This window comes from Pectobacterium punjabense (assembly GCF_012427845.1).
GTDB lineage: Bacteria > Pseudomonadota > Gammaproteobacteria > Enterobacterales > Enterobacteriaceae > Pectobacterium > Pectobacterium punjabense.
Genome location: NZ_CP038498.1, coordinates 3,547,105 through 3,558,825, shown reverse-complemented (window position 1 = coordinate 3,558,825; position 11,721 = coordinate 3,547,105). Strand labels below are relative to the sequence as shown.

The window sequence follows — 11,721 nt, the reverse complement described above, 5'->3', positions numbered from 1 at the left end:
AAAATGAATTTTTTCTATGAGGAGGTGGCATTATGCCGTTACTAGATAGCTTTACCGTTGACCATACTCGTATGGCTGCACCCGCCGTTCGGGTCGCTAAAACCATGAAAACCCCTCATGGCGACAATATCACTGTATTTGATCTGCGCTTCTGTCGTCCGAACATTGAAGTCATGCCAGAGCGCGGAATTCATACGCTAGAGCACCTGTTTGCTGGCTTTATGCGGGATCATTTAAACGGTGATGGCGTTGAAATTATCGATATTTCTCCGATGGGATGTCGTACCGGTTTCTACATGAGTCTGATTGGTACGCCGGATGAGCAACGTGTTGCCGACTCTTGGAAAGCCGCAATGGCGGACGTTCTGAAAGTCACCGATCAGCGTAAAATCCCTGAACTGAATGAATACCAATGCGGCACCTATGATATGCATTCACTGGAAGAAGCACAGGAAATCGCTCAGCATATCCTTGATCACGATATCGGCATTAACCAAAATGACGATCTGGCGTTGCCGAAAGACAAATTAGCTGAGCTGCATATCTAGTTTGTTAGGTATGATCAGATAAAAAAAGAGAGCCGAAAGTTGGCTCTCTTTTTTGTGTGCGTGAACAATGTCAGACTGCGAGGAAGTGCTGTATCACCCGGCTGCCAAAGTAGGAAAGCGTCAGCATCAGTGCACCGAGCAGGCTGAACCAGACGACGCGCCGACCTCGCCATCCTTCATGATAGTGTCCCCAGAGCAACAAAATATAGATGAACCAGGCAAACAGTGAGAACACCGCCTTGTGCAGGTTCTCTTTGTTGTCAATCAGGTCGTCCATATAGAACAAGCCGGTACAAAGCGTCAGCGTGAGTAAGATGACGCCAATCTGCGTGATGTGAAACATCTTACGTTCAATGCCCATCAACGGCGGCATGTCAGCGGCAAACCCTAGCTTCTTGTTCTTGAGCAGATAATCAAGCCAGGCAAGCTGGAGCGCATAAAGTGCCGCAATCAACAAGGTTGCATAGGAAAAAAGTGCCAAGCCGATATGGATCATCAAACCCGGCGACGCTTCCAGATGCGTAATAAACTCACTCGGCATGAAGCTGGCAAAAGCCAAATTGATCAACGCAAAGGTGTAGACGATAGGGAGAATAAACCAGCCGCGATCGCGTGCTGCGACAATCGTCATAACGGTACAGATGATGAGGCTGACCAGCGAACCAATATTCAGCAGACTAAGGTTTTGCCCCACCTGAACATCAAAAATACGTTGATAGAGCGCCACCGCATGGCAGATTAGCGCAGCGCTGGCCGAGAGTATTGCCAGCCGACGATATGCACTGTTCTTGCGCAGCAGACTGGGGATAATCAGTCCGAGGCTGAGTGTGTAGGCGACAAGCGCCACAATAGCGAAAACAGACATACAAATAGGTTATTAAATATCAACTAGGTAAAATAAAGAATCAGTATAGCGTTAGTCGCCGTGGGCACCAACAGTTCTCCGTTAGCAGCGCTGAGATCGTTCCCGCTTTTGTGTATAATCCCTTCTATTCGTGTCGCGCTGCGGCCTGTCTTACGTTGAGCATGAGATATGTTTGAAAATTTAACCGATCGACTCTCGCGCACATTGCGCAATATCAGCGGCCGCGGGCGGTTGACTGAAGAAAACATTAAAGAAACGCTGCGTGAAGTGCGGATGGCATTGCTGGAAGCCGACGTCGCGTTACCCGTGGTGCGTGATTTTATCAATCGTGTAAAAGAACGAGCCGTTGGGCATGAGGTCAACAAAAGCCTGACGCCAGGACAAGAGTTCGTCAAGATTGTTAAAAACGAACTTGTCAGCGCAATGGGCGAAATTAACGCCGAACTAAATCTCGCTGCTCAGCCGCCAGCAGTAGTTCTGATGGCCGGTCTGCAAGGTGCGGGTAAAACGACCAGCGTGGGCAAGTTGGGCAAGTTCCTGCGCGAAAAGCACAAGAAAAAAGTGCTCGTGGTGTCTGCCGACGTTTATCGCCCTGCGGCGATTAAACAGTTGGAAACGCTGGCACAGCAGGTGGGTGTCGATTTTTTCCCATCCGATGTACAGGAGAAACCGCTTGCTATCGTAGAACGTGCATTGCAGCACGCTAAGCTGAAATTCTACGATGTCTTGCTGGTTGATACCGCCGGTCGTCTCCACGTTGATGACGCGATGATGGACGAAATCAAGCAGGTCCATGCGGCAATTAAGCCCGTTGAAACGCTGTTTGTCGTTGATGCCATGACGGGGCAGGATGCGGCAAATACGGCGAAAGCCTTTAATGAAGCGCTGCCGCTGACTGGGGTTATCCTCACCAAAATTGATGGTGATGCCCGTGGTGGTGCGGCGTTGTCTATCCGCCATATTACTGGCAAGCCTATTAAATTTCTCGGCGTCGGTGAAAAAACCGAAGCGTTGGAACCGTTCTACCCCGATCGTGTCGCATCGCGCATTCTCGGTATGGGCGATGTGCTTTCACTGATTGAAGATATTGAAAGCAAGGTTGACCGTACACAGGCAGAGAAGCTGGCGAAGAAGCTGAAAAAGGGCGACGGTTTTGATTTGACCGATTTCTTGGATCAGCTCAAGCAAATGCGCAACATGGGCGGCATGGCGAGCATGATGAGTAAAATGCCGGGCATGGGCCAGTTGCCTGATAATGTTAAGTCACAAATGGATGACAAGGTTCTGGTGCGTATGGAAGCAATCATTAATTCGATGACGCTTCAGGAACGTGCTAAACCCGAAATTATCAAAGGTTCGCGCAAACGCCGTATCGCACTGGGTTCAGGTATGCAGGTGCAGGATGTTAACCGCCTTCTGAAACAGTTTGATGATATGCAACGAATGATGAAGAAGATGAAAAACGGCGGCCTGGCTAAAATGATGCGCGGTATGAAAGGAATGATGCCACCCGGATTCCCGGGACGTTAATCACCGAAATTGAGGGCGTAGAGAAACTCTTGGCGAGATTACACGCTTTAGATTGCTTTTTGCGCCAAAATGAGTAAAATTTTCGGGCTTTTTATATGACATACTGGGCTCCGTTCCTCGATGGAGCCCAGTTGTTTTATTCACTAAAGAGGATGTTATGGTAACAATTCGTTTGGCACGTGGCGGCGCAAAAAAACGCCCCTTCTATCAAGTAGTCGTGACTGATAGCCGCAATGCGCGTGATGGTCGTTTCATCGAGCGCGTAGGTTTCTTCAACCCAATCGCATCTGGTCAAGCAGAAGCCCTGCGTCTGGATCTGGACCGTATCGAGCATTGGCTTGGTCTGGGTGCAACTGTGTCTGATCGCGTATCTTCGCTGATCAAAGACGCTAAAAAAGCAGCATAATCTGTTGCGGTGGTGATAATGAGCAATCAACTCAGCCCAAAACCTCCCGTTAACCCGATTGTTATGGGGAAAATTGGGTCGGCGTATGGCATCCGAGGTTGGCTCAGAGTGTTTTCATCCACCGAAGATGCCGAGAGCATTTTTGATTATCAACCTTGGTTCACCCAGAGTAAAAGTGGTTGGCAGCTTATCGAAATTGAAGGCTGGAAGTATCACAATCAGGATCTGATCATAAAAGTGAAAGGTGCTGATGACCGTGATGCGGCTAATTTATTGACCAATTGTGAAATTGTCGTAGATTCGTCACAACTGCCCGATCTGGGCGAAGGTGATTATTACTGGAAGGATCTTATTGGCTGTCAGGTCGTGACCGTAACAGGTTATGAGTTGGGTAAAATCATCGATATGATGGAAACTGGCTCGAACGATGTGATGGTGATAAAAGCCAACCTGAAAGATGCCTTCGGGGTCAAAGAGCGGCTGGTTCCGTTCCTCACCGAACAGGTTGTTAAGCGCGTCGACCTTTCTGCTCAAACTATTGAAGTAGATTGGGACCCGGGTTTTTGAACTCTGAATCGACCAGTAGTACCCAGCGGAACGAGACTATGTGGATTGGGGTAATTAGCCTGTTTCCAGAGATGTTCCGGGCAATTACTGATTACGGAGTCACTGGCCGGGCAGTTAAAAATGGCCTGCTGAACGTACAGTATTGGAGTCCTCGTGATTTCACTTACGATCGGCATCGCACCGTGGATGACCGACCTTATGGTGGTGGTCCCGGAATGCTGATGATGGTGCAACCTTTACGGGATGCGATCCACGCAGCAAAAGCAGCGGCAGGCGAAGGCGCGAGAGTGATTTACCTATCACCTCAGGGCCGTAAATTAGATCAGCAAGGCGTACGTCAACTCGCTACGAACCAGAAGATGATTCTGGTCTGTGGACGGTACGAAGGGATTGATGAGCGCGTAATTAAAACCGAGATCGATGAAGAATGGTCGATAGGGGATTACGTGCTCAGCGGTGGGGAACTGCCAGCGATGACTCTGATTGACTCCGTTGCCCGTTTTATTCCGGGCGTTCTGGGGCATCAGGCTTCAGCAGAAGAAGACTCTTTTGCTGATGGATTGCTGGACTGTCCTCATTTCACTCGCCCTGAAATACTGGAAGGCATGGACGTTCCAGCAGTGTTACTGTCTGGCAACCATGCTGAGATACGCCGCTGGCGATTGAAGCAGTCGCTGGGCCGAACCTGGCTTAGAAGACCTGAACTTCTGAAAAGCCTAGCTCTGACTGACGAGCAAACAAGGTTGCTGGCTGAATTCCAACGTGAATATCAGTCTGAGCAACGAGAGTATTAGGTGGTTACGCCGGTTTACCGTGTGAACCCAACTATCAGTTTACCTAGGGTAAGAGACATATTATGAGCAACATCATTAAGCAAATCGAAGACGAACAAATGAAGCAGGACGTACCTGCATTTCGTCCGGGTGATACCGTAGAAGTGAAGGTATGGGTTGTTGAAGGTAGCAAAAAACGTCTGCAGGCATTCGAGGGCGTGGTTATCGCTATTCGTAACCGCGGTCTGCATTCTGCATTCACTGTTCGCAAAATTTCTAACGGCGAAGGCGTGGAGCGTGTATTCCAGACTCACTCTCCGGTTGTTGACAGCATTGCTGTTAAACGTCGTGGTGCCGTGCGTAAAGCCAAACTGTACTACCTGCGTGAGCGTACTGGTAAGTCTGCTCGTATCAAAGAGCGTCTTAACTAAGATAGCGCTTTCGCAACATCCGAAAGTTGTTATGAATAAGGGGTTTAGCCAAAGGCTAAGCCCCTTTTTTTGTGCTTGTAGGCTAAAGAGAACCGCAGTGTGGTTGCCATCTCTTTTTGAGAATAGCGCTTTGCTCAAAGTCATATTCTAAGGTATTGGCTATTTTAGTAGCAAAAAGCCCACCAAATTTGGTGGGCTTAGCTTTCCCTGGTGCCATCATTATTTTTTGAATTTCAGTACCATGATGACACCAGATATGGCTATTTTATAAACGTTTATACAGATCAATTTTCTAATATTGATCGGCAACGACGATCAATATATCGCGTTGACGCCAATTTTCTACTCCATTCACAATGGCTTGTTAGCGATGACCGTTGGGTACATGTGCATATGGTCGTTAATAAACTGAATATCAGTAAACCCGGCCTGCTCTAACTGCAACTGTGTTTGTTTGTGGGTGCGAAATGCTGTCCAGGTGGCGCCAATAATGCGGGAGAAAAGTACATATTGAAGCGCTAGCAATTTCGGATCGGTATTTATCCATGGGGAGTCTTGTGACTGCGTAGGGGGCGGCGTCATAAAGCTGGTTATCAGTGTTCCTCCTGGCTTCAGGCCAGAGTAGAAAACACGGTAAAGTTCGGTGACTTTGTCATCATCTTGCTCATAAACATTGAGCCCATTGCTGGTGATCACATCAGCTTGTGCTGCTAAATCAACTGTCCAGGCATCAGCAAGAACCAGTGATATTTGGTTTTCTAACCCTTGCTGACTGGCAAGCTTATAAGCTTCTTCCAGAGCGTGTTTATCGAGATCTATCCCGATTAATTTCACATCTCGGTGTCGCGTATAGTCCAGCAGTAATAAATCAGCCATGACGCCACAGGGGACGGATACCATGACGGCATTGGGGCGTAAGAGTTCTTGAAGCAGACGTTGGAAAATGCTGAATCGTTCACGTGTCGCCAAAACGTTGGGTAATCGTGTGTAGATGGTTTCTTCGAGCGAATTAACATAGTGAGTTGGCTGATGTGTTATCACATTATGTGTCCAATATGCATTTAACCCATGATGTTTCAGTAAAAATCGACCTATCTCAAGGTGGGAGAAGGCGTCTAGAATCGCGAGTTGTTCCTCTACGGAAATACCGGGATGATTGCCGGACTCGATAATGTTGTTCTTTACCGTCGCAACTCGTTCATCATGACTTTCCTGCGATGAAGCCGCGTGTGATAAGAGCCTTGAACTATTATTTGGAGACGGATTATGAGGTTTGTTTGAACCGGGCATGTGAGCACTCCATAATATCAATCGTTATCAGAGATGATGGGGTCAGCTATCAGTGATATATGATTTTCTCGGTATTCCAGCATTAGCCCATTAATAACTTAATGTGATTGTTTCATGTGAGCGATAATAAAGGTGAGGTGTGTCTGACGTATTTCTGTGAGAGTACAAAAGTGAGTGGAATTGTTACCAGATGCGATGAATCATCGCTTTTTTCCAGCTAACTCGCTGATGAGCCTGCGTCATCGTCTTGTCTTCATAAGGGGGGGTTAGGGTACGTTCTGTTGCCAGCGAGTTCGCAGTGTCTCCGCAGACTCGACGCCATCACAGCTGGCGGGGAAATTTTTCCCTGCTTTCCCCCATTCTTCCATAGTGTCTGCTCGGCAAAAAACTGATTGCCCGGCCTGATAACCGCGCAGATAGGTTTCTCGATCGATCTGTGGATCGCCAAACCATTCTTGTAAGGTGCTATCGTCCTTTACGACCATGCCAGATATGGCATCCTGATAGCCTGCTTCATACCAGAACCCAGACCCACTTTTAGCTGGCAGCGACGGTATATTGCTCTGGCATGCCGTCATTAAAAGAATTACAGCCAAGACATAACTGTATTTCATCATCAAACCTTCAATATTTGCGGCCATCGGCCTGAATGAACACGTCTGTCAGACGATGCCTAGCTTTTCTTTCAGCAATTTGAGATAGCGTCGACTGACCGGGATGTGCTTTCCCGTATGTGTCAGCACTTCTGCTGCGCCGTTCTCCATTAACTGGATTTCTTTCAGTTGCTCTGTATTAACCATATATTGACGATGGCAGCGGACAAACGGTGTTTTCTCTTCCAGCGTTTTTAGGGAAAGTTGGGTATAGCCCGATTGGCTTACGCCAACGACGTGTACGCCACTGAGCTCCGAACAAAGATACTCGACTTCCTCAATTTTGAGCAAAAAAATACGATTGTGTCCGTTACAGGGTATATGGCGAAGCAAGGGTTCTGAAATTATCTGTACGTTTTTATTTACACTTATGCCGCGACGTAGGCGGTTGAGTGTTTTGCTTAATCGCTGTGCATCTAGCGGTTTAAGTAAATAGTCAAAAGCATGTTCTTCAAATGCCCTCACCGCATACTCATCATAGGCTGTCACAAAGACGACGTAAGGCATATTTTCTGGGTCTAACATGGCAACCAGCTCTAATCCGCTGACTTTGGGCATCTGTATATCCAGGAAAATCACGTCCGGTTGCAGTCGGTGAATGGCCGGTATTGCCTCCAGCGCATTGCTGCACTGTGCAATGATGGTGATATCAGATTCATTTTCCAGTAGCAGGCTGAGCTCTTCGCGTGCTAGCTGTTCGTCATCGATGATTATGGCTTTCAGCATCCTTCCCCCTTGTTGGCGTAATTCTATCATTATTCGCGCTGAAGATAGGTATGGTTACGTCGGGAAGTGATAGAGCATGCAGATATCGTTTTTCTGGCAATATTTAGGGTGGTAATTTTTTATTTACACTATGTGGATTGAAATCTTTACGGTTCGTGTTATGGTGTAAACATCATACGTAGATTGTTCAGGCAATCGCGAACAGACCGAACTTTTCAGGAATGGGATCATGCAAAAAGATTCACTTAACAATATTAATATCAGTGCAGAACAGATTTTGATTACTCCCGATGAATTGAAAGCCAAGTTTCCACTTAACGATGCGGAACAGCGCGACATTGCGCAGGCGAGATCAACCATTGCGGATATCATTCATGGCCGTGATGATCGGTTGCTGATCGTCTGCGGCCCTTGCTCGATTCATGACACGGATGCTGCGCTGGAATATGCACGACGCTTGCAGTCGCTTGCTGCGGAATTAAGCGATCGTCTCTACATTGTGATGCGTGTTTATTTTGAAAAACCGCGTACTACCGTGGGTTGGAAAGGGCTTATCAACGATCCGTTCATGGATGGTTCATTTGATGTTGAAGCCGGGCTGCACATTGCACGTGGTCTGCTGCTAGAACTGGTGAATATGGGGCTACCGCTGGCAACAGAAGCGCTTGATCCGAACAGCCCGCAGTATCTGGGCGATCTATTTAGCTGGTCAGCTATCGGTGCACGTACGACGGAATCTCAAACACACCGCGAGATGGCTTCTGGCTTGTCGATGCCTGTCGGGTTCAAAAATGGAACGGATGGCAGCCTGGGAACGGCCATCAATGCGATGAGAGCCGCTGCAATGCCGCATCGTTTCGTTGGTATTAATCAAACCGGGCAGGTTTGTTTGCTGCAAACGCAGGGGAACGTTGACGGTCATGTCATTCTGCGCGGTGGTAAGAAGCCAAACTACAGTGCGCAAGATGTCGCCGAGTGTGAAAAACAGATGCAGGAAGCAGGACTGAGACCCGCGCTGATGATAGATTGTAGCCACGGCAATTCGAATAAAGACTACCGCCGTCAGCCACTTGTTGTTGAATCTGCGATTGAACAAATCAAGGCGGGAAATCGTTCCATTATAGGTTTGATGCTGGAAAGCCACCTTAACGAGGGGAGCCAGTCTTCAGAACAACCGCGTTCAGATATGCGCTACGGTGTATCGGTCACGGATGCCTGCATCAGTTGGGAAAGTACAGAAACGTTGCTGCGTTCCGTTCATCAAGATCTGAGTGCCGCACGTGTGAAACATTCAGGAGAGTAACAAGATATGGTAGCTGAACTGACCGCATTACGTGATCAGATAGATGAGGTAGATAAGGAGCTTGTCGCGCTGTTATCACGTCGGTTGCGTTTGGTGGCGGAAGTAGGTGAAGTCAAAAGTCGCTACGGTTTACCCATTTATGCGCCCGATCGTGAAGCGGCCATGCTCAGCTCACGTCGCAAAGAGGCGGCATCGCTGGGGGTTCCGCCTGATCTCATTGAAGATATCCTGCGGCGCACCATGCGTGAATCCTATTCTAGCGAGAACGACAAAGGCTTTAAAACGCTGTGTCCACAACTGCGTCCGGTCGTCATCATTGGTGGCCGTGGTCAAATGGGCAATTTGTTCGAGAAAATGCTGACGCTGTCGGGATATCAGGTGAGGATTCTGGAGCAAGATGACTGGCCTCGCGCTGATGAACTGTTGTCTGATGCAGGTATGGTGATTGTTAGTGTACCGATTCACGTTACCGAACAGATTATTGCCCGTTTGCCTACTTTGCCAGATGATTGTATTTTGGTTGATCTGGCGTCGGTAAAAAATGGCCCGCTTCAGGCAATGTTGGCGGCACATAGCGGCCCTGTACTCGGTTTGCACCCGATGTTTGGGCCAGACAGTGGTAGTCTTGCCAAGCAGGTTGTCGTTTATTGTGATGGGCGGCAACCGGAGGCCTATCAGTGGCTACTGGAACAGATTCAGGTATGGGGCGCGCGTCTGCATCGTATCAGCGCGGTCGAACACGATCAGAACATGATGTTTATTCAAGCGCTGCGTCACTTCGCGACATTCGCCTATGGGCTGCATTTAGCAGAGGAGAATGTGCAGCTTGAACAGCTGTTAGCGCTGTCATCGCCGATCTATCGTCTGGAATTGATTATGGTCGGGCGGTTGTTTGCACAGGACCCACAGCTGTATGCCGACATTATCATGTCTTCAGAGGATAACCTGGCGCTGATTAAGCGTTACTACAAACGTTTTGGCGAAGCGATTGAGTTACTGGAGCAGGCAGATAAAGCGGAATTTATTAGTAGCTTCAAGAAAGTCGAACACTGGTTTGGCGACTATGCCAAACGTTTTCAGGCAGAAAGCCGGGTGCTTTTGCGTCAGGCAAACGATATTCGCCAATAGCTCGATTTGATCTTTTAACTGTGTTTGAGCGTTGAATTATGTTTGGGAAGCCATCCGGGTGGATAACCCGGATGGCTTTTTCAATTATTCGTTCACATCGACCGGTACGACGTTTTCGCTAGGATAGCAGCCCAATACTTTTAGTGAGCGGGTAATGGGGGATAACCCTTTTAGTGCTTTCTGCATAGCATCGCTGCGCAAATTAGCCTGCACATCAAGATAGAACATCTCTTCCCACGGGTTGCCGTTGATTGGTCTGGACTCCAGCTTGGTCATCACAATACCGTTATCACGCAATACTAACAGTGCTTCTACCAATGCGCCTGACTGTTGGCCCGTCGCCATAATCAGCGTAGTTTTCGCAGGTACTTGCTCAGTCACATCAATAGGCTTGCGCGCTAATACAATGAAACGAGTGATGTTTTGCGATTGATTTGCCAGATTATGTTCCAGTACCTGTAGCTGATAAAGCTGACCACCGGCTTCGCTGCCGAGGGCTGCTGCTGTTGGTGAGTTAAGCGCCGCGACTTTCTCCATCGCTGCTGCGGTGCTCTCACAATATTCAATCTTCCAATGCGGGAAACGATTGATGAAATGGCTGCACTGCTGGAATGGCTGAGGATGGCTATAAACCGTTTCGATTTGTTCCAGAGACGTATCGGTGGCGACCAAAACGCAGTGATTTATCGGGTTGGTTAATTCGCCGACGATGGATAACCCCGTATGTTGCAGTAGGTCGTAAACGTCGTTGATCGAACCGGAACTGGTGTTTTCAATCGGCAGAACGGCATAGTCGGCTTGCCCAGTTTCCACCATGTTGAAGATGTCCTGAAATTTCTGGCAACCACACTCAACCAATTGCTCGAAGTGTCGTGCGGCGTATTGGCGTGCGGCGAGATGGGAGTAAGAACCTTTTGGGCCAAGAAACGCAATGCGTGCAGAGTGTGCCGTTGTTTGGTTGAGGTGATGTTGTAAGAGAGCCTGCTGTGTCAGTACCGAATCTTCAATAATGAGCTGAAATAAGCGGGTAATATAGTGACCATCAAGATGATGTTTTTTCCCTGCCGCTGTCAGTTTGTCCAGCAAATCGCGTTCACGCTCCTTATCACGGATTGGGCGATGCGAATGTAACTTGCTGCGCGCAACGTCCAGCGCCAGTTCACGCCTTTGTGCCAACAATTCAATTAATTGCAGATCCAATGCGCTGATGCGTTCTCGCAGTGCCAGTAATGGGTTGTCTGTCATGATGCCGGTTACCTGTCTTATGTTCTTATATAAAAAAAGCCTCCTGGTCAGGAGGCTTTTTTGTTCGTCTTCGTATTCTTGCTCTTACGACGAATCGCCTCCCAAATCAGGGGAAGGTGAAAAAGAATACGAAGAAGAACAGTTTATTGATCATGTTTGCTCGGTTAGTCAGGAAGATATCTAACTTCTGAACAGGTAAGGTAACTGTTGGCTTTTCATCCTGTCAATACAAAATCGCCGAGCGCAATTTTAAACC

At 48.1% G+C, this 11,721-nt stretch carries 13 protein-coding genes and 1 other annotated feature; of the genes, 8 read left to right on the top strand and 5 right to left on the bottom strand.

Translation table 11 applies throughout. The features are described from left to right. The first annotated feature begins 32 nt into the window (after positions 1 to 32). The gene (luxS, locus tag E2566_RS16170; protein ID WP_107169153.1) at positions 33 to 548 is read left to right on the top strand and encodes an S-ribosylhomocysteine lyase; all 516 of its coding nucleotides are present in this window, start codon (positions 33 to 35) and stop codon (positions 546 to 548) included. 70 nt (positions 549 to 618) lie between these two features. Here the strand turns inward: luxS and E2566_RS16165 are convergent, their stop codons facing one another. After that, entirely contained in the window at positions 619 to 1,413 is a 795-nt protein-coding gene (locus E2566_RS16165; RefSeq protein WP_107169154.1) for a cytochrome C assembly family protein, read from the bottom strand. A 168-nt stretch (positions 1,414 to 1,581) separates the two neighbouring features. Between E2566_RS16165 and ffh the strand changes: the two genes are divergently transcribed. From ffh to rplS, 5 genes are all read left to right on the top strand, one after another. Further along, complete coding sequence (gene ffh, locus E2566_RS16160) at positions 1,582 to 2,943, top strand: signal recognition particle protein (protein ID WP_107169155.1); 1,362 nt, start codon at positions 1,582 to 1,584, stop codon at positions 2,941 to 2,943. 157 nt (positions 2,944 to 3,100) lie between these two features. Continuing rightward, positions 3,101 to 3,349 (top strand): 30S ribosomal protein S16, encoded by a 249-nt coding sequence (rpsP, locus tag E2566_RS16155; RefSeq protein WP_010285998.1) that lies wholly within the window; start codon positions 3,101 to 3,103, stop codon positions 3,347 to 3,349. A gap of 18 nt (positions 3,350 to 3,367) precedes the next feature. Further along, positions 3,368 to 3,916: a ribosome maturation factor RimM gene (rimM, locus tag E2566_RS16150; RefSeq protein WP_107169156.1), complete on the top strand. Its 549-nt coding sequence runs from the start codon at positions 3,368 to 3,370 to the stop codon at positions 3,914 to 3,916. Positions 3,917 to 3,954: 38 nt separating this feature from the next. Further along, entirely contained in the window at positions 3,955 to 4,710 is a 756-nt protein-coding gene (gene trmD / locus E2566_RS16145) for a tRNA (guanosine(37)-N1)-methyltransferase TrmD (protein WP_107169157.1), read from the top strand. A gap of 62 nt (positions 4,711 to 4,772) precedes the next feature. Next, complete coding sequence (gene rplS, locus E2566_RS16140) at positions 4,773 to 5,120, top strand: 50S ribosomal protein L19 (protein WP_010285987.1); 348 nt, start codon at positions 4,773 to 4,775, stop codon at positions 5,118 to 5,120. A gap of 351 nt (positions 5,121 to 5,471) precedes the next feature. On the opposite strand, the gene E2566_RS16135 is transcribed toward rplS, so the two are convergent. The 3 genes from E2566_RS16135 to btsR form a co-directional block, all read right to left on the bottom strand. Next, on the bottom strand, positions 5,472 to 6,410 hold the full coding sequence (locus tag E2566_RS16135) for a class I SAM-dependent methyltransferase (RefSeq protein WP_107169158.1): 939 nt from the start codon (positions 6,408 to 6,410) through the stop codon (positions 5,472 to 5,474). 266 nt (positions 6,411 to 6,676) lie between these two features. Then, complete coding sequence (locus E2566_RS16130; RefSeq protein ID WP_234257986.1) at positions 6,677 to 7,027, bottom strand: DUF2799 domain-containing protein; 351 nt, start codon at positions 7,025 to 7,027, stop codon at positions 6,677 to 6,679. Between the two features lie 45 nt (positions 7,028 to 7,072). Continuing rightward, the gene (gene btsR, locus E2566_RS16125) at positions 7,073 to 7,789 is read right to left on the bottom strand and encodes a two-component system response regulator BtsR (RefSeq protein ID WP_107169159.1); all 717 of its coding nucleotides are present in this window, start codon (positions 7,787 to 7,789) and stop codon (positions 7,073 to 7,075) included. A gap of 229 nt (positions 7,790 to 8,018) precedes the next feature. Between btsR and E2566_RS16120 the strand changes: the two genes are divergently transcribed. Continuing rightward, positions 8,019 to 9,092, top strand: a complete 1,074-nt coding sequence (locus E2566_RS16120; protein ID WP_107169160.1) for a 3-deoxy-7-phosphoheptulonate synthase — start codon at positions 8,019 to 8,021, stop codon at positions 9,090 to 9,092. A gap of 6 nt (positions 9,093 to 9,098) precedes the next feature. Further along, entirely contained in the window at positions 9,099 to 10,220 is a 1,122-nt protein-coding gene (tyrA, locus tag E2566_RS16115) for a bifunctional chorismate mutase/prephenate dehydrogenase (protein WP_107169161.1), read from the top strand. Between the two features lie 84 nt (positions 10,221 to 10,304). Here the strand turns inward: tyrA and pheA are convergent, their stop codons facing one another. Next, positions 10,305 to 11,465 carry a bifunctional chorismate mutase/prephenate dehydratase gene (pheA, locus tag E2566_RS16110; protein ID WP_107169162.1) on the bottom strand — a complete coding sequence of 387 codons (1,161 nt, stop codon included), beginning with the start codon at positions 11,463 to 11,465 and terminating at the stop codon, positions 10,305 to 10,307. A gap of 29 nt (positions 11,466 to 11,494) precedes the next feature. After that, positions 11,495 to 11,620, bottom strand: a sequence feature (Phe leader region). Positions 11,621 to 11,721: the final 101 nt, after the last annotated feature.